The organism is Paraburkholderia sp. BR10872 (genome assembly GCF_040965835.1).
In the GTDB taxonomy this organism is placed as follows: domain Bacteria; phylum Pseudomonadota; class Gammaproteobacteria; order Burkholderiales; family Burkholderiaceae; genus Paraburkholderia; species Paraburkholderia nodosa_A.
In genome coordinates this window covers 95338-112104 of sequence record NZ_JBFRCN010000025.1, presented here as the reverse complement: position 1 = coordinate 112104, position 16767 = coordinate 95338, and the positions used below count along the sequence as shown (strand labels likewise).

The window sequence follows — 16767 nt, the reverse complement described above, 5'->3', positions numbered from 1 at the left end:
GACTCGTACATTCGCTGGTACAACGAGAAACGGATCAAGATCTCGCTTGGCGCACTCAGTCCGATTGAATACCGGGAGAGCCTCGGGCTGACGACATAAACCCGTCCAAGAATTCCGCCGCACCCCCAAAGCGGACACTACAACTTAGCCCGTACATCAAAAAGTTTCGATAATTTATGTTATGTAAAATCGAATAACGTCCACCGGGCACATCTCCTGCGCCGCGAACTCATGCCGCCTCGCTGGAGGAACCCATGACGCCCGCCCCCACATCCGGGCAACCACCCGGCGCCGGCTCCCACCCAGAGCCAACGCGCGCACAGCGCGTCGCCGCCTGGCTCGGTCTGTGCGCGGTGCCGCTCATCTGGCTGCTGCATCTGGCGCTCGGCGTCACGCTCGTTTCCACGGCCTGCGCCGACGTCGTCTCGCAGGATCCGATGCCAGGCTGGCACGGCACGCAGTGGATCCTCGGCATCGCCTCGGTTTGTGCGCTCGTGCTTGCACTCGCCATTACCTACGCCGCCGGCCGCGCCTGGCGCAAGATTGCCTACGTCGCGCACGAAAAACGCGACGCCAACCGCTTCATCGCCTGGTGCGGAGCGACGGCTTCCGTGGCCTTCACTTTTGGTCTCGCTTTTTCGATCTGCATACTGATCGCGGTACCGATCGAGCGCCTCTGCACGGCCTTCGACTAGGCGTCGCGATCTCCGCGTTGCAAACACCGCCAGACAGCCCGAATGCGCCAGCGTAGCGAGCGAGGCCTTTTCTTTGGATTGCAGATGATCGCCTCGGACCAACGCACTCGCCGAAGCGCGAGATCCACGAAATTCCCGGCGTTATTGCCGCGACCGTTGCGCTCGCAGCGTAGTCTGAGGAAACGTCAGAAAAGCAAGTTTTACCGTATTTTCGCGGCCATCACGACAGGGGCGAATCGGCAAAGGCAACGGAGCAATTTGGCCGGGCAAGTCCCCGCATTTCGCCCAATTGAATGGAGTGCTTCCGACGTACAGTCACATCCGTCGGCATGGACGCATGTGAAACCGCCTGCCGATTCCAGGGAGATCGGCAGTGAAATCGGTAAGTAAGACTATGTATCAGGTCGCACGATTCGTTATCCGATGGATGGATCAGATGACGGGATCGTAACGCCATCCCTCGCGGCTCCATTGCATCGTATGCGTCGGCGCGAGCGCGGCGATGAAATCGGCGTCGTGCGAGGCCACGATCAGCGCGCCTGGGAAGTCCGCTAGCGCCACTTTATCGTGCAATGCCCGGCGCAAGCCGTACGCTTTAAAAGCGGTCGATCATGCCGAACTGCACGCCGCGCACAGGCGCACCCGGCCAGGACGGCGGAAGGCCGGTGACGTTCACGCCGCGCAGCGTGAAGGTCGCCTGATTGCGATTGCGCAGCCACCCTGCGCTCGCGTAGAGCAGCACGCGCTTCGAAAGGTCGTACTCGCATGCGGCGCTGAACTGGTCGGCGTCGTTGTCGGCGCCCGAGAGGTCGTGCACCCACGCGTAACCCAGTGAAGCGCGAAACCGCGAGGTCACCGCATAGCGCGCCGAGACCGAAACGCCGTTGTTGTGGTTGCGCGGCGTGCCGCCATCGCCATTGAAGTACGCGAGAAACCCGGTCACCGGCCCGAGCACATACGACACGCCGCCCAGATTGGCTCGCAGCGCGCCATCGCCGTTTTGCTGTTGATGCGCCCAGGAGATGCGAAACGGTCCGTGCCGCCACTCGACGGTTTCGATGTTGCCGGCCAGCCCGTTGCTGCCCGTGGACGGATCGCGCAGCGAGGCCATCAGCGTGGTCGAGAAACCGTAGATGTCGGGAGACAGATACGTGATCGCGTTGCTTTCATAAGGCGTGATCTTCGACAGATTGTTGAGGCCCGAAGCGATGGTGCCCGCGCCGAACGCGTCGAGCTGTCCCTTGAACGGAATATAGATCGGCGAGTATTGCCGCCCCACGCGCACCGTGCCCCACTGCGTGCCGAGTCCTATCCACGCCTGGCGGTTGAAGATCGTGTTGGCTACGGCAAAGGTGCCGTCGTTGGAGCCGAAGCCGTTTTCCAGCTCGAACAATATCTTGATGCCGCCGCCGATATCCTCCACGCCGCGCAGCCCGAAGCGCGAGCCGCGATACGCGCCCGAGTCCATGCGCGCGACCCAGCCCGCGCCCGGATTCGTCACTTCGATGCTCGTGTCGAGCGCCCCGTACAGCGTGACCGAGCTTTGCGCGTGTGCGCTTATCGTGTGCAACGTGGCGAAGGTTGCCGCAGACAACACCGCCCAGGCGCGCGCTGCGCGCAATGTTCGACTCATGTGGGAAAAGCGGGTGAAGCGCACGAGCGGTGCGTCGCATGCTGCATGAGGGGCGGCAGGCGTCGTGCTTGTGACCTGCCGCCGCGTGGAAAAACCGCAAGCCGCGGCCACCCGGTGCAGCCGGGCGGCCGCGCGTTGCTTATTGCTTCGGCAGCGCGTAGGCAATCACGTAGTCGCCGAGCTTCGTGCCGAACGAGCCGTGCCCGCCTGCCGCGATCACGACGAACTGGCGGCCGTTCACCGCGTACGTCATCGGCGTGGCCTGGCCGCCCGCCGGCAGCCGCGCTTGCCAGAGCCGGTTGCCGTTGTTCACGTCGAAGGCGCGCAGGTAGTTGTCCGCCGTCGCGCCGATGAAGATCACGCCGCCCGCCGTCACCATCGGACCGCCCAGCATCGGCATGCCCGTGCGGAAGGCCACGGGAATCGGCGAGCTGTCGCGCGTCGTGCCGATGCGCTTTTTCCAGACGATCTGGTTGGTCTTCAGGTCGACGACGGAGATATAACCCCACGCCGGCTGCTTGCAAGGCAAACCGATCGGCGACATGAACGGATTGAGCGTCACGCCGTAAGGCACGCCGTATTGCGGCTGGATGCCCGCCTCCGTGCCGCTGCCCTTCGCGCCCGGCTGCGGCTCGAGCGGATTGCCCGGCCCGCGTGGGATGAGCCGCGAGACGAACGGCAGCGCGATGGGGTTCGCCACGGCGATCTGCCGGTCGGTGTCGATGGCGAGGCCGCCCCATTCGAACATGCCGAGGTTGCCCGGGAAGATCAGCGAGCCTTGCAGCGAAGGCGGCGTGAACGTGCCTTCATAGCGCAGCTGGTGGAACATCACGCGGCAGATGAGCTGGTCGTACATCGTGGCGCCCCACATGTCGGCGTCGGTAAGATTCTTCGACGGCCGGAACGTGAGCGCCGAGAACGGCTGCGTGGCCGAGACGTGGTCGCCGGGCGCCGCGCCCTGCGGCACCGGCATTTCGGGCGCAGGCACCACGAGTGCCCCCGTGCGGCGGTCGAGTACGAACAGGTTGCCCGTCTTCGCAGGCGCGTACACCACCGGCACGGTCTTGCCGTCCTTGTCGGTGATGTCGGCGAGCGTGGGCTGCGAGGGCTGATCCATGTCCCACAGGTCGTGGTGCACCGTCTGGTAGAACCAGGCGAGCTTGCCGGTCGACGCGTGCAGCGCGAGCAGGCCCGTTGCGTAGCGCTCGAGGTCGGGCGTGCGGTCGCCGCCCCAGATGTCCGGCGTCTTCACGCCCATCGGCAGATAAACGATGTCGAGCTTGGCATCGTAGGCGGCCGGCGCCCACGAGTTCGGCGAATTCCACACGTAGTGCTCGCCGGGGCCCGGAATCTTGTTCGGGTCCGCCGCGCCCGGATCGAACGCCCACAGCAATTCGCCCGTGCGCACGTCGAAGCCGCGGATCACGCCGGAGGGCTCGCGCGTCGAGAAGTTGTCTTCCACGGCGCCTGCCACGACGATCACCTTGTTCGTGACGATCGGCGGCGAGGTGGGCTCGTACATGCCCGGCGTCGTGACCGGCATGGCGTGCTGCAGGTCGAGGTCGCCGTTGTTGCCGAAGCCCGCGCAGCGCTCGCCCGTCAGCGCATCGAGTGCATACAGGTGGCCGTCGTTCACGGGCAGCAGGATGCGTCGCATGCAGGTGCCGTTCGCGGCGGCAGACGTTGCTGCGGCCGCGGGTGCGCTCGCGGGCGCGGCGGCTTGCGTTGCCGACGCGGGATCACTGGCTGGCCCACCCGCTTCGGTTCCGGAAGCCGCCGCGGCGTCCGATGCGGCCGCGGGCGTTGTCGCCGTCGCTCCCAGGTCCGCCGCCGCGGCGTTCACGGACGCCGCCGAAAGGTCCACGAACGACACGCCCCGGCAGGTCACGTGCTGGAACGAGGGATCGGCCTGAAGCTTCGGATCGAACTTCCATTTGAGCTCGCCGGTTTGGGCGTCGAGCGCGAACAGGATCTGGTGCGGCGAGCACAGGTAAAGCAGATCGCCGATCTTGATCGGCGTGACTTCGTTGGTGATCTCGACCGGATCGTTGGGGCCTTTCATGTCGCCGGTGCGGAAGGTCCATGCCACCTGGAGGTTATGCACGTTCTCGGGCGTGATCTGCTGCAGCGGGGAATAGCGCGTGCCTTGCTGGTCGCGTCCATAAGCGGGCCATTCGGACGGCTCGATGCCGTCGACGTTCGGCGCCGGCGTGGCCCTCACCGCCGCGAGCGAGCCGTTGATCTGCTGCGGGTCGTTGAAATGCGCATACACGAGCACGCCGCCCCATACGAGCAGCCCGACCACGAGCGCAAGCACGCCGAACTGGCGCGGGCGCTCCAGATGCCAGCTCATGAGCACGAGCAGCCAGATGCCGAACACCACCAGCACGCCCGAGCGCGGCACGAGCGCCCAGAAGTCCGGCCCCGACTCCCAGAGGCCCCAGATCGCCGTCCCGATCAGCACGATCGCATAGAGCACGAACGCCGAGGGGCTCGCGCGCCACAGCAGCCACGCGAAGACGAGCAGCAGCACGCCCGTCACGACGTAGTAAGGCGAGCCGCCGAGCGACATGAGCCACACGCCGCCAGCCAGCAGATACACCGCCGTGAGCAAGGTGAACAGCACGGAGATGACGCCGATGAAGCCCAGCGGTTTCGATAGTCTGGCCATGATCTCAACCCTTCCTCGAAGAATGTCGTCTGCGATGGCGGAAAAAGCGTGGCGTCAGAACACGTGCATCATCCCCACGTAGGCGCCCGTCTGCGATTGGCCAGCCATGGGGCTGGTCGGCGTGCTCGAGTCGCGCGGCGTCGCGAACACCGAGAACGTGCCGTTCTTGCTGTTGTCCACATACGCGACCGTGCCATACAGGAACGTGCGCGCACTGAGGTTGTACGTCGCGCCCAGCGCGTAGAGCATGGCGTGGCTCGCGGGGTCGTGCGAGGCGTCGCCGCCGCCCTCGCCTACATGAATATAGAAACCCGCGGCGGTCACCGCCCACTTCGGGGTGGCCTGCCAGGTCGCGCCCAGCCAGTAGTGGTCGGCCGTATCGGAAATGCCGGGCGGCGAATCGGGTGCGGAGTAATGCGTGTACGCCGCCTGGATCTTGAACTTCTGCACGCGCAGGTTGCCGCCCACGAAGTATTCGCGCGAGGCCGTGAAGATGTTGGAAAAGCGCCCGCTCGAATCGCGTAGTTCGTCGTAGATGCCGCGCAGGTCGAAGAGCGGCGAGTGATACGAGAGCATGATGCCGTCCGAGCGGCCGAACTCGCCTTCGGCGCCGGCGTTGAAGTTGCCTGGCTGGTTGCCGAACGAATACTGGCCCTGCACGTCGAGGCCGTTCCATACCGGGCTGTGATACTCGACGTTGTTGCTCGTTTGCTGCCAGTTGCGCCCGCGCACGAGCGAGGCCGACGACACTGCCTGCTGCACGAACGGATCGAATGCCCACACGCCGTCGCTGTCGATGAAGAGATTACGGCCGGCTTGCAGTTGCCCCCATGTGTCGTTCTTCAAACCCACATAGGCGCGGCGCGACCAGAGCCGGCCGCCGCCCGTGGTGCCGTTCATGATCTGCACGGCGGTTTCGAGGTTGAAGATCGCGGCGCTGCCGCCGCCCAGGTCCTCAGTGCCCTTGAGGCCGAACATGCTGGTGCCCCAGTCGCCGCCTTCGGCGCTCCAGCGGCTCGAACTGCCGCCGTTGCCGTTCGCGATGTGATTGAGGTATTCGATGCCGCCATCCACGCGGCCATACATCGTGACGCTCGATTGTGCGCTCGCGGCCGAACTGGCGGCGAGCAGCACGACTACGCCCAGAGTCGCTTTCACGTTGGCTCCCTCGTGGAGTCTTCTTGCTTGATCCGGTCCATGCCGGGGCGGATAACGTGGTTGAACGTGCAGACAAGCCGGCGTGGCCGGGCTCATGCCGGCCACATCGCGCACCAAAAAGCATAGCGCGTGGTGAAGAAAGCCGCATTCTGGCTGGACGGCGAATGACGCACAGTTGCATGCGCGCGACGGCGGTGGTGGCGCAGAGCATTTCGCGTGCCGCGCCGCACCATGCGCACCACAACGCGACGCTCTCGAACATCCGCAGCTTCGGCCCGAAGATCGGCGCGATGCGAACGGGCGAAATCGCGTTCGAACCCGTGGCGTAAGGTGATTGGCGCTAGCGCGCGTCGTGCCGCGAATCGGCCTTCGCGGCGTCGCCACGCTGGGCAGGTTGCGGCTGAGCCGAGCGCGCAGCGTGAAAAACCGGCAAACGCCAGCCGAAGTAGAGCGCCGCCAGTCGCAGCGCCACGCACGAAATCACGGCCACCCAGGGCGTCCAGAACGTCGACCAGCCCGCATACGTGAGCCCCACCTGCACGGCGGCCCCTAGCAGCGCCGCCGACGCATAGATCTCGCGCTCGAGAATGGCAGGCACGCGCGAGAGCAGCACGTCGCGCATCACGCCGCCGCCCACCGCGCTCACGATGCCGAGGAGGATGGCCGGCTCCGCGCTCTGGCTGTATGCAAGCGCCTTCTGCGCGCCTGCCACCGCAAAGAGCCCAAGACCGATCGCATCGAACAACAGCACGGGATGACGCAGCCGCCGCACCTGCGGATACGCGGCAATGGTCAGCCCCGTAGCCAGCAGCGTGACGGCGAGGTAGGCCCAGTTCGCGAGCCCCGCTGGCGGCACCGCGCCGATGCACAGATCGCGGATGATGCCGCCGCCGCACGCCACCATGAAGCTCACGACGACGATGCCGAACAGATCCAGCCGCCGCTGCCGCGCGGCAACGGCGCCAGAGATCGCGAAGGCGAATGTGCCGATCAGGTCGAGTACCGTATAGGCCGTGTGAGCGTTGATATGCGCGCCCACGTGCGCCCCGAGTGCCACGCTCACGCCGCCTCGCTTTCGCGGCCGAGCCAGGCGGCGGGCGCGCACAGCATCGCTTCGAGGCCGGTGCGCAAGGTGGGGTCGAGCAGCGCGCCAATGGCGGGCGCCACGGTTTCGACCAGATTGGGCATGGACGACTCCTTCATGCGTATTTCATTGTGCAATGTGCGGCGTGTGCGCCGCGATCTCAAACACCGTCGATCAGGCTCTGCGCAAGCTTGGCGAGCAACTGGTCGAGCGTCTTGCGCTCGTGTTCGGTGAGGACGGCCGCGAGTTCGGCTTCGAGCTTCGAGCCGGCCTTTTCCGAGGCATTCGCCACTTTCGCGCCCTCGGGCGTGACGCGCAGCACGACGCTGCGCCGGTCTTGCGCATGCGTGCCGCGGCCAATCAGGCCACGCGATTCGAGTTCGCCGAGCGTTTTGGAAAGCAGCGTTTTTTCGATGAGCGCTCGCTGCGAAACGGCCTTGGGCGTGATGCCCGGCTCGGCGCGGATGATGCGCAGCACGCGCATGGCACGCACGTCGAGATCCCAGCGCTCGCGGTAGACCGCGTTGGCGCGATCCATCAGCAGCGCGCTCGTTTGATCGAGCCTGAAGGTGAGGAAATCGGAATACAAATGCCTGCTCCCATCCGTACGCTAGCTGGACGCCAGTATAGTCAAATAGTTGAAAACTTCAACTATCTGGATCGGGGAAACACGATCGAGCGGATGCGGGGATGCGGATGTGACAACGCGGCGGGCCCTCGTTCGAGAGGAAGCCCGCCGCGCAGGGGGAAACGTCCGGCGGGGACAGATGCCCCGCGGACGTCATCGCCGAATCGACTTAGAACGCGTGACGCATGCCCACCGTCACGGCAACCTGCGTATCGGTCGACGAAGGCGAAAGCGTGTTGATCATGGCGTGCGAAAGCACCGAGCCTTGCGGTGCGCCGTGCACGTTCTGGTATACGCCTTCGAGGTAGAAGTCGGTGCGCTTGCTGACGGCGTAGTCCGTTTGCAGCATCGCCGTGTTCCAGCCCGGGTTCGTGCCGTTGTAGGCGCCGTGCGTGTACGTGTACGCACCCGAAACGCTCCATGCCGGCGTGAGCGCGTATTTCACGTTCGCTTCGAAGTTGTCGAGGCGCAGCGAACCGGCGAGCGAGCCGGCCGAGTCGTCGTTCGAGCCAAGATAGGTGCCCGTGCCGAACGAGTAGACGCCTGAGGCGTTGTCGATCTGCGAATGGCTCCAGACCAGACCCACCGTAGCGGGACCGTACGTGTAGTTACCGCCGAGCGACCAGACGCGCTGACGTTCTGCCAGGAAGTTCGCGCTCGTGTCGCTGGAGGTGACCGCGCCGCTGCTGTTGCCCGCATTGTTGAACTGCAGGTAGCCGGCCGCGAGGTTCAGCGGGCCCTGGCTATACGAAACGGCGAAACCGTACGAGCGGTTGTTCGCGAAGTCGCCGGCCTTGTTGCTGAACGAGTACATCGTCTCGAACGTCACGCCGTACCAGGTCGGGCTCGCGTACTTGACGGAGTTGTTGATGACCACCGAGTTCGCGGCGAGGTTGTCGTTCTCGAACGGGTGAGCCGCGAGGCTGCCGCCCCACGTGTTGAATTCTGCCGTGAGCGGGCCGACGAGGTCGTTCATCACGTCGAACTGGCGGCCGAACGTCAGCGTGCCGTACGGATCGCTTTGCAGGCCCACCCACGCTTGCGAGCCGAAGCCGAGGCCCGAGAACGCCTGCGCACCGTTGTTGAGCAGGAAGCCTTGTTCGAGCTTGAAGATTGCGTGCAGACCGCCGCCCAGATCTTCCGAACCCTTGAGGCCGAACACCGTATTCTGCGTGGAGCTGCTGTTGAGCTGCCAGTTGCTATGGCCGAACTGGTTGTTCGTGTAGACGAGACCGGTGTCGATCAGGCCGTAGAGGGTCACGCTGCTTTGCGCGTGCGCCGAAATAGCAAAGGCGCTCAGAAGTGCCGCGGCGAGTAGCGATTTTTTCATGTTTTTAAGCTCCGGATTGGGCGGTGGGTCAATGCATCGAATTCAGGCGGCCGGCACCATCGACGTGCAATCTCATATGCGTGCATTCCATTTCGGTGCGAATTCAAAATCGAAAAGCAATCCACCGATGATTATTGCGAGTTACGCAATTGACCAGTGTTGATATAGCAATGGAAAAAATGGAAATCGTACGGTGAGTGCGGTGCGAATCGAACACCCGCATCATAGGGTGCCGAAAATAAAAATGGTGTCGAAATTCGAGTGACGTGGCGTCGATGGCACAACCACACCCGGCAAGGCTCGACGCACGTCGAGGAATGTGCGGGGCGTGAATATCGTCGAGGCAATTACATAATGCTTTCGAAGCGATGCATTAAGCCAGGCGAGAAAGGCCGATTATCTTCATCGAGAATCCCTGAGCTAATCGGCTCTGTGGAGCGCGTTGATTATTCTTTTAATGCGCACTCTCTTTTGGCTTGATTCGTTCAAGCAGCCGGCGCAACCGATGCGCCCGCTATGGCGTGACGCTCCAATGCCTGCGCGACGAATCCCGATGCCTTCATCGTTTCGACAAACGCACCAAGCGCTTCGGCGGCCTGCGGACCGCGGCGCTTCGCGACGCCCATGGCCTGGCGAATCACCATGAAGCGTTCGTCGAGCAGACGCAAGCCGCCGGCTTTCGCGGCATCGGCTTCGAGTTGCTGCTTCACCCCTGCGGCCACTTCGAGCCCTTGTTCGAGGAAGGTCTGCACGACGGTGGGCGAAGTCGGTGCGCGCACGATTTGCGCCTGCTTCAGTTCACGCGTGAGAAAAAGATCGTAGGCACTGCCCTTGCCCACGGCCACGCGGTTATGCGGTTGATCGACTTCGGCATTGGTGCGCACCGGCGAATCGTTGCGAACCAGATAGAAGCCTTCGATCAATACATAAGGCGCGGTGAACGCGATCGTTTCGCCTCGCTTGGGATCGACGGCAAAGAAGCCAAAGTCCGCGCGTTCGTCGCTCACGGCTTCGACGGACTTGCCCGCGGCGTCGAATACGACAAGTTCGAGCGGCACACCCAGATGCTGCGCGAAAGCGCGCGCGAGATCGACGGAAACGCCGAACGGTTCGCCCGACGCCGCATCGCGATTCGCGAGTATCGGATTGCCGAGATTGATGGAGGCGCGCAACGTGCCCGTGGGCGCGAAGGCTTTGACGACAGCGGGATCGATGGACATGGGGAACGCGGGGCGAAATCGGGGTCTTTCGAGCATATCACCCCGCCCGCCTGTGCGCGCCCACCATCACCACGCGTTCATCGCTCAGCCCGTGTCCCCACCGGCGACCGGCAAGATCGAACCGGTGATATAGCTCGCCTCGTCCGAAGCGAGAAAGAGGATCGGCGCGACCTGTTCGTCGAGACTGCCATAGCGCTTGAAGAAGGTCGAATCGGTGACCTGGCGCACCGCCTCGCCCATCCAGGCCTTTTCCTGCTTGCTGTCGCCCGCGGCATTGCGCGGAATGCGGCGCGGCGGCGCTTCGGTGCCGCCCGGCGCCGTGGCGACCACGCGGATATTGTGCTCCGCGTATTCCATCGCCAGCGACTGCGTCATCGCATTCACGCCGCCCTTCGCGGCCGAATACGGCACGCGGCGAATACCGCGCGTGGCGTTCGACGACACGTTGACGATGGTTCCGCGCCCGCGCTCGAGCAAATGCGGCAGCACGGCGTGGCACGTATATAGCGTGGGCATGAGCGAGCGGCGGATTTCCGCATCGATCTGCGCAGGCTCGAATTCCGCGAACGGACGCATGCGGATGGCGCCGCCCACGCCGTTGATCAGAATGTCGATGCCGCCAAACTTCTGCGCGGCGAAATCCATTGCCGCTTTCGCGCCTTCATACGTCTCGAGGTCGGCGACGAATCCCGCTGTTTGCTCGCCCTGCGCCTCGGCCGCGACTTCGGCCACGAAATCCGCCCGATCGACGAACACCACCTGGCCGCCTTCGGCCGCCGCACGCAGCGCTACGCCGCGGCCAATTCCCTGCGCCGCCCCGGTGACGACGACGACTTTGCCTGCGAATCGTTGCATGATCATGCCGCCTTCGGGACTACGTTGGGAGTGAACTTCTCGTAGTGGAAGCTGTTGGGCTTCACGCCTTCGTCGTCGAAATACTTGCGTACGGCGTCCACCATCGGCGGCGGGCCGCACAGATACACGTCGACGTCGCCGTCGTTCAGGGCGTCCGCGGGAATATGCTGCGTGACCCAGCCCTTGCGCGGGTGATTCGATTCCGCATCGGCAATCACGGTAGCGAAGCTGAAGTTCGGCAGCTTCGCCGCGTAGGCTTCGATGGCTTCAACGAGCACGAGGTCGAGGTCGCGCGTGACGCCGTAAATCAGGTGCACCTTCTGCTGCGCGTTGGTGCGCGCGAGCACCTCCAGCATCGAGAGGAACGGCGCGAGACCCGTGCCGCCCGCGAGGAACAGCAGCGGCCGCTGCACGTCGCGCAGATAGAAGCTGCCGAGCGGCCCCGTCAATTCGAGCTTCGTGCCCGCTTGTGCGGCTTCGAGCCACGTGCTCATCACGCCGCCCGGAATCTTCTTGATCAGGAAGCTGATTTTCGATTCGCCCGGTGCGGAAGAGAAGGAATACGAACGATGCTGGCCGCTGCCCGGCACGTCGATGTTGACGTACTGGCCCGGCAGGAACACGGGCCCCGCTGCGTCGACATCCAGTTCTAGCACGACCGCGGCGTCGTTGTGCTGTTCGACCTTCGCCACCGTGGCCGCGAACTTGCTCTGCCCTGTCTTGCAGACCGTGGAAGACGCGGGAATGGCGATCACACAATCGCTTTCCGGCACCATCTGGCAGGTGAGCACGAGACCGCTGTCCTTTTCGTCTTCGGTCAGCGCGTCTTCGATATAGTCTTCGCCGAGGTCGTAGCTGCCGCTTTCCGCGCGGCACTTGCAGGTGCCGCACACGCCGTCCGAACAATCCATCGGCAGGTTGATGCGCGCGCGAAAGGCCGCATCGAGCACTTTTTCGCCCGCCTTGCAGTCAATGAAACGCGTGACGCCGTCTTCGAAATTGAGTGCAATCTTGTAGCTGGACATGGTGTCTCCTTCTATCCCATGTTGAATCTGAGGCTCGATGTCAAACGTGATCTCACACGTGATAAACGTCGAGCACCTGCCGGATGTAGTCGTTCTTCAGCACGATCTTTTTGTAGGCGATCAGGAAGCCGTCGCCGGCCCTACGCAACGTGACGAACATCGTGCCGAAAAAATGGTCCGTGGCCCGGTAGCGATGATTGAGCGTGTGGAAGTTGTAGCGCACTTCCACTTCGTCGCCGCGGTCCGCCAGCACTTCCACGTTCGTGACGTTGTGGCTCGTGCGCGGCTCCGGCATCGAAGCGCCGCTGCGTTCGGTCTTGATGCGGAATACACGGTCTTCGAGCCCCCCGCGATCCGGGTAGTACATCAGCGAGATCTGCGATTCGTGGTCGTCGGTGAGCTGGTCATCGTCGTCCCACGCGGGCATCCAGTAAGTGACGTCTTCTGCGTAGCAGGCGAGCCATTCTTCCCACTGGCGATCGTCGAGCAGGCGCGCTTCACGGTACAGCGCGGCGCAGATTGTCTGGTAATCGTTGCTCATGCCTGCGCTCCCGCTTGTGCGTGGTTCAGTTCCTGCTCAAGGGCGTCGCGCATGGCGTGCACCCAGTACTCGTGCTGAACCACGAACAACCCTTCGTCTTCGCTGCGTTCGCCGGAAATGACCGGCTTGAGGCCCATCTTCTTCGCGTTGTCGTCCGCGCCTTCGACCCACAGCGGTGCGCCGCGCGAGAGATCGTTCCACATCGCCGTGGTGCCGGCGTAGCCCGCCTGGCAGGCGCGGAACTCTTCGAGGTCGTCGGCGGTGCCCATGCCCGTGACGTTGAAGAAGTCCTCGTACTGGCGAATGCGCGTCGCACGATCTTCCGCGTTCTCGCCCTTCGGCCCGAAGCAGAAAATGTTCACTTCGGTCTTGTCCACGCTGATCGGGCGCACCACGCGAATCTGCGTGCTGAACTGGTCCATCAGGAACACGTTCGGGTAGAGGCACAGGTTTCTCGTCTGGTTGACGATGAAATCGGCCTGCACTTCCCCCACGCGCGCCCTGATTTCGTCGCGATGCTTGTAGACCGGCCGCACTTCGGGGTTCATCGTGTTCGTCCACAAGAGGATGTGGCCGTGGTCGAAGCCGTAAACACCCGCCACCGACTTGCTCCAGCTATTGGCGTCCACCGCCTGGGTGCCGTCTTCCTTGCGGCGGCCCATGGTCGCGGCGTAATTCCAGTGCACGGTGCTGACGTGGTAGCCGTCGCAGCCGTTCTCCATCTGCATCTTCCAGTTGCCGTCGTAGACATACGAGGAGTTGCCGCGCAGCACTTCGAGGCCGTTCGGCGACTGGTCGACGATCTGGTCGATGATGATCTTCGCTTCGCCGAGGTAGTCTTCCAGCGGCTGCACGTCGGCGTTGAGGCTGCCGAACAGAAAGCCCCGGTAGTTCTCGAAGCGCGCGACCTTCTTCAGGTCATGCGAGCCCTGCTTGTTGAATTGCACGGGGTATTCCGTGGTCTTTTCATCCTTCACCTTGAGCAGCTTGCCGGTGTTGGAGAACGTCCAGCCGTGGAACGGACAGGTGAAGCTGCCCTTGTTGCCGTGCTTGCGCCGGCACAGCATGGCGCCTTTGTGCGCGCAGGCGTTGATCACGGCGTTGAGCGTGCCGGTCTTGTCGCGCGTGATGACTACCGGCTGACGACCGAGCCACGTGGTGTAGTAGTCGTTGTTTTCGGGAATCTGGCTTTCGTGCGCGAGGTACACCCAGTTCTTCTCGAAGATGTATTTCATCTCCAGTTCAAACAGGTCGGCATTGGTGAAGATGTCGCGGCGGCAACGGAACACACCGTTTTGCTTGTCGTCCTGCACGGCGGTGGACAGCAGATGATCCAGGTCACTGGCTTTGTCGATGATGGCTGACATATTAGCTCGCCTATGCATACTCCACACGCAGTACGGAGTTCCTGCATCGGTGTCGAAAGATGATCGCGAAGAAAGGAGTGGCGGCGGCAACGTGCCGCCAGCCATGCTGGGGCGATTACGCCGTCGCTGCGGCGCGCAGGCGATGGACGAGCTGGTTGTCCTTGCCCTGGACCAGCGGCGTGAGCGTGAAGTTGAACTCGATGTCCTTGTAAGTGTCGGCTTTCAGGCCGAGCGCGGTGCCACCGGTCTTTTCGGCCACATGCGGAATCAGCTCTTCACGCGTCGCGTAGGCGAAGTCGTCCCAAATGAGCGGGTCGCCTTCGATATTGAATTGCGTGGTGAGCTTGCGGCTGTTATCCGCCGTCACGAAGAAGTGAACGTGCGCCGGGCGGTTGCCGTGGCGGCCGAGGCCGTCCAGCAGACGCTGGGTCGAACCCTGCGGCGGGCAACCGTAACCCACCGGCATCAGCGTGCGGAATTCGTACTTGCCGTCCGCGCCGGTCTTCACCGCGCCGCGCAGGTTGAAGTCGTCCTGTGCGCCGGTCGGGTCGAAGTGCGAGTAGAAGCCCTTCGAATTGGCGTGCCAGCATTCGACCAGGGCGCCGGCGAGCGGCTTGCCGTCGAGGCCGGTGACCGTGCCGTGAATGACGAGCGGGCCGGCATCGGCGTCGGCGTTCAGGTCGATGCGCGAAACGCTCTCGCGCACCGGCGCGCCTGCCACATACAGCGGCCCTTCGATCGTGCGCGGCGTGCCGCCTTCGAGACCCACCGCCTTGTCTGCGGCGTCCATGCGGATGTCGAGGTACTTCTCGAGGCCGAGTCCGGCGGCGAGCAGCGCCGCTTCGCCGTCCTGGCCGAGCTTGTTCAGATAGTTCACGCCGGCCCAGACTTCATCGGGCGTGATGTCGAGATCGTCGATGGCCTTGAACAGGTCGCCCAGCAGCCGATAAACGACCTGCTGGAAACGCGCGTTGCCGCTGCTGCCGTTGAGATTCGCAGCGGCCTTCAGCAGGTCCTGCACTTCCTTCGTGTCGAATACTTTTGCGCTCATGGTGTTTGTCTCCTGGTGCTTGCTGGTATTGAGGGGGAATCAGCTCAAGCGTCGTTGGCCCTGACGGAGGACGGGTGGCGACACAACGGCGTGACCGTTATCTTCATGTACGGGAAAAGCGGCAAGGCGGTGAGAATGTCGTGCAGCTCTGCATTACTCTCTACGTCGAAGATGCTGTAGTTCGCGTACTCGCCCACCAGTCGCCAGATATGGCGCCACTTGCCGCTGCGCTGCAGTTCCTGTGAGTACTCTTTTTCGCGCGCCTTGATTTCGTTGGCGACATTGGCCGGCATGTCGGCCGGGATGTTCACATCCATGCGTACGTGGAATAGCATCGTCTTGTCCGTTTGTCAGGTGTCCGGATTACTTCGTGACTTTCATCAGGCCTTCGCGGGTGAAGCGCTTGACCTTCGCTTCATCCAGTTCGATGCCCAGTCCCGGGCCGTTCGGCACGGTCAGCTCGAAGTTGCTGTAGTCCAGCGGGGTCGTCAGAATTTCTTCGGTGATCAGCAAGGGGCCGAACAGTTCGGTGCCCCACTGCAGGTTGGCGAAGCTTGCGAACAGGTGCGCCGACGCCACCGTGCTGAACGCGCCTTCGAGCATCGTGCCGCCGTACAGCTCGATACCCGCGGCGTCCGCAATCGTGGCCACGCGCTGCGCCGCGAACAGCCCGCCGCTCTGTTCGATCTTGATGGCGAACACATCGGCGCCCTCGTTCTTCGCGATCTCGAACGCGCTTTCCGGTCCCTGCAGGATTTCGTCGGCCATCAATGCCACCGGGAAGCGGCGCATGAGGCGCGCCAGCGCCGCGGGCGAAGCCACCGGCTGCTCGACCAGTTCGCAGCCGGCGTCCGCCAGCGCCGGAATCGCCCAGGCCGCCTGCGTCTCGCTCCAGGCCATGTTGACGTCCACGCGCACAGCGGCACGATCGCCCACCGTCTTCTTGATGTCGGCCACGTGCTTGATGTCGGTCTTGAGGTCTTTCGCGCCGATCTTCAGCTTGAAGATCTTGTGACGGCGCACTTCGAGCATCGCTTCGGCTTCGGCGATGTCTTTGGCGGTATCGCCCGAAGCGAGCGTCCATGCCACCGGCAAGCGTTCGCGGCGGCGGCCGCCCAGCAGTTCGCTCACCGGCACGCCAAGGCGCTTGCCCTGCGCATCGAGCAGCGCGGTTTCCAGCGCGCACTTGGCGAAGTGATTGACCTTCACGAGCTTGCCCACGTGCGCCATGAGAGCCTGGATACGCGTGGCGTCCTGGCCGATCATCGCCGGGGCGAGGTAGGCGTCGATCGCGAGCTTCATCGCTTCCGGACTTTCGGGGCCGTAGGCCATGCCGGCAATCGTCGTACCTTCACCGATGCCGGTTACGCCATCGCTGCAATACACCTTCACCAGCATCAGGGTTTGCCCGTGCATCGTGGCGACGGACAGCTTGTGAGGGCGAATCGTCGGCAGATCGACGAGGCGGGTTTCGATACGTTCGATCGTGGCGGAAGTCATCTCGAAGGC

At 63.6% G+C, this 16767-nt stretch carries 19 protein-coding genes; 3 read left to right on the top strand and 16 right to left on the bottom strand.

What is annotated here, in order from left to right; translation table 11 throughout:
• Both AB4Y43_RS20575 and AB4Y43_RS20570 read left to right on the top strand, forming a co-directional pair.
• On the top strand, positions 1–99 hold a 99-nt coding region (locus tag AB4Y43_RS20575; protein WP_226200766.1), incomplete at its 5' end, for an IS3 family transposase.
• Between the two features lie 155 nt (positions 100–254).
• Positions 255–695 carry a hypothetical protein gene (locus AB4Y43_RS20570; protein ID WP_368728646.1) on the top strand — a complete coding sequence of 147 codons (441 nt, stop codon included), beginning with the start codon at positions 255–257 and terminating at the stop codon, positions 693–695.
• A gap of 432 nt (positions 696–1127) precedes the next feature.
• On the opposite strand, the gene AB4Y43_RS20565 is transcribed toward AB4Y43_RS20570, so the two are convergent.
• The 4 genes from AB4Y43_RS20565 to AB4Y43_RS20550 form a co-directional block, all read right to left on the bottom strand.
• A complete protein-coding gene (locus AB4Y43_RS20565) occupies positions 1128–1268 on the bottom strand; it encodes a hypothetical protein (protein WP_368606403.1) in 141 nt (46 codons plus the stop codon).
• A 22-nt stretch (positions 1269–1290) separates the two neighbouring features.
• Positions 1291–2328 (bottom strand): porin, encoded by a 1038-nt coding sequence (locus AB4Y43_RS20560; RefSeq protein ID WP_342947519.1) that lies wholly within the window; start codon positions 2326–2328, stop codon positions 1291–1293.
• 139 nt (positions 2329–2467) lie between these two features.
• The gene (locus AB4Y43_RS20555; RefSeq protein ID WP_342947518.1) at positions 2468–4999 is read right to left on the bottom strand and encodes a glucose/quinate/shikimate family membrane-bound PQQ-dependent dehydrogenase; all 2532 of its coding nucleotides are present in this window, start codon (positions 4997–4999) and stop codon (positions 2468–2470) included.
• 54 nt (positions 5000–5053) lie between these two features.
• Complete coding sequence (locus tag AB4Y43_RS20550) at positions 5054–6157, bottom strand: porin (protein WP_342947517.1); 1104 nt, start codon at positions 6155–6157, stop codon at positions 5054–5056.
• Positions 6158–6321: 164 nt separating this feature from the next.
• Between AB4Y43_RS20550 and AB4Y43_RS20545 the strand changes: the two genes are divergently transcribed.
• Entirely contained in the window at positions 6322–6486 is a 165-nt protein-coding gene (locus tag AB4Y43_RS20545) for a hypothetical protein (RefSeq protein ID WP_368728645.1), read from the top strand.
• A gap of 11 nt (positions 6487–6497) precedes the next feature.
• On the opposite strand, the gene AB4Y43_RS20540 is transcribed toward AB4Y43_RS20545, so the two are convergent.
• The 12 genes from AB4Y43_RS20540 to AB4Y43_RS20485 form a co-directional block, all read right to left on the bottom strand.
• Positions 6498–7184: a trimeric intracellular cation channel family protein gene (locus tag AB4Y43_RS20540; RefSeq protein ID WP_368685757.1), complete on the bottom strand. Its 687-nt coding sequence runs from the start codon at positions 7182–7184 to the stop codon at positions 6498–6500.
• A gap of 32 nt (positions 7185–7216) precedes the next feature.
• The gene (locus AB4Y43_RS20535) at positions 7217–7345 is read right to left on the bottom strand and encodes a hypothetical protein (protein WP_368728644.1); all 129 of its coding nucleotides are present in this window, start codon (positions 7343–7345) and stop codon (positions 7217–7219) included.
• A 56-nt stretch (positions 7346–7401) separates the two neighbouring features.
• Positions 7402–7830 (bottom strand): MarR family transcriptional regulator, encoded by a 429-nt coding sequence (locus tag AB4Y43_RS20530; RefSeq protein WP_342947515.1) that lies wholly within the window; start codon positions 7828–7830, stop codon positions 7402–7404.
• A gap of 208 nt (positions 7831–8038) precedes the next feature.
• Positions 8039–9199, bottom strand: coding sequence for a porin (locus tag AB4Y43_RS20525; protein ID WP_069268903.1), 1161 nt, complete (start codon positions 9197–9199; stop codon positions 8039–8041).
• A gap of 485 nt (positions 9200–9684) precedes the next feature.
• Positions 9685–10419, bottom strand: coding sequence for an ABC transporter substrate-binding protein (locus AB4Y43_RS20520; RefSeq protein WP_342947514.1), 735 nt, complete (start codon positions 10417–10419; stop codon positions 9685–9687).
• 84 nt (positions 10420–10503) lie between these two features.
• Positions 10504–11280 carry a benzoate diol dehydrogenase BenD gene (gene benD / locus AB4Y43_RS20515; RefSeq protein WP_342947513.1) on the bottom strand — a complete coding sequence of 259 codons (777 nt, stop codon included), beginning with the start codon at positions 11278–11280 and terminating at the stop codon, positions 10504–10506.
• Positions 11277–12299 carry a benzoate 1,2-dioxygenase electron transfer component BenC gene (benC, locus tag AB4Y43_RS20510; protein WP_342947512.1) on the bottom strand — a complete coding sequence of 341 codons (1023 nt, stop codon included), beginning with the start codon at positions 12297–12299 and terminating at the stop codon, positions 11277–11279. The genes benD and benC overlap by 4 nt, the downstream gene beginning before the upstream one ends.
• A 52-nt stretch (positions 12300–12351) precedes the next feature.
• Entirely contained in the window at positions 12352–12840 is a 489-nt protein-coding gene (gene benB, locus AB4Y43_RS20505; RefSeq protein WP_069268899.1) for a benzoate 1,2-dioxygenase small subunit, read from the bottom strand.
• Positions 12837–14207, bottom strand: coding sequence for a Rieske 2Fe-2S domain-containing protein (locus AB4Y43_RS20500; RefSeq protein WP_368728643.1), 1371 nt, complete (start codon positions 14205–14207; stop codon positions 12837–12839). Before AB4Y43_RS20500 ends, benB begins: the two co-directional genes overlap by 4 nt.
• Before the next feature lie 115 nt (positions 14208–14322).
• Entirely contained in the window at positions 14323–15258 is a 936-nt protein-coding gene (gene catA / locus AB4Y43_RS20495) for a catechol 1,2-dioxygenase (protein ID WP_069268897.1), read from the bottom strand.
• 44 nt (positions 15259–15302) lie between these two features.
• On the bottom strand, positions 15303–15593 hold the full coding sequence (gene catC, locus AB4Y43_RS20490; protein WP_069268896.1) for a muconolactone Delta-isomerase: 291 nt from the start codon (positions 15591–15593) through the stop codon (positions 15303–15305).
• 28 nt (positions 15594–15621) lie between these two features.
• On the bottom strand, positions 15622–16758 hold the full coding sequence (locus AB4Y43_RS20485) for a muconate/chloromuconate family cycloisomerase (RefSeq protein WP_368728642.1): 1137 nt from the start codon (positions 16756–16758) through the stop codon (positions 15622–15624).
• Positions 16759–16767 lie beyond the last annotated feature (9 nt).

Bases quoted from the DNA above. Each gene is read 5' to 3' on its own strand.
- AB4Y43_RS20570 (WP_368728646.1), top strand. From the start codon at position 255: ATGACGCCCGCCCCCACATCCGGGCAACCACCCGGCGCCGGCTCCCAC.
- AB4Y43_RS20560 (WP_342947519.1), bottom strand. From the start codon at position 2,328: ATGAGTCGAACATTGCGCGCAGCGCGCGCCTGGGCGGTGTTGTCTGCG.
- AB4Y43_RS20555 (WP_342947518.1), bottom strand. From the start codon at position 4,999: ATGGCCAGACTATCGAAACCGCTGGGCTTCATCGGCGTCATCTCCGTG.
- AB4Y43_RS20545 (WP_368728645.1), top strand. From the start codon at position 6,322: ATGACGCACAGTTGCATGCGCGCGACGGCGGTGGTGGCGCAGAGCATT.
- AB4Y43_RS20535 (WP_368728644.1), bottom strand. From the start codon at position 7,345: ATGCCCAATCTGGTCGAAACCGTGGCGCCCGCCATTGGCGCGCTGCTC.
- AB4Y43_RS20525 (WP_069268903.1), bottom strand. From the start codon at position 9,199: ATGAAAAAATCGCTACTCGCCGCGGCACTTCTGAGCGCCTTTGCTATT.
- AB4Y43_RS20520 (WP_342947514.1), bottom strand. From the start codon at position 10,419: ATGTCCATCGATCCCGCTGTCGTCAAAGCCTTCGCGCCCACGGGCACG.
- benD (WP_342947513.1), bottom strand. From the start codon at position 11,280: ATGATCATGCAACGATTCGCAGGCAAAGTCGTCGTCGTCACCGGGGCG.
- benC (WP_342947512.1), bottom strand. From the start codon at position 12,299: ATGTCCAGCTACAAGATTGCACTCAATTTCGAAGACGGCGTCACGCGT.
- benB (WP_069268899.1), bottom strand. From the start codon at position 12,840: ATGAGCAACGATTACCAGACAATCTGCGCCGCGCTGTACCGTGAAGCG.
- AB4Y43_RS20500 (WP_368728643.1), bottom strand. From the start codon at position 14,207: ATGTCAGCCATCATCGACAAAGCCAGTGACCTGGATCATCTGCTGTCC.
- catA (WP_069268897.1), bottom strand. From the start codon at position 15,258: ATGAGCGCAAAAGTATTCGACACGAAGGAAGTGCAGGACCTGCTGAAG.
- catC (WP_069268896.1), bottom strand. From the start codon at position 15,593: ATGCTATTCCACGTACGCATGGATGTGAACATCCCGGCCGACATGCCG.
- AB4Y43_RS20485 (WP_368728642.1), bottom strand. From the start codon at position 16,758: ATGACTTCCGCCACGATCGAACGTATCGAAACCCGCCTCGTCGATCTG.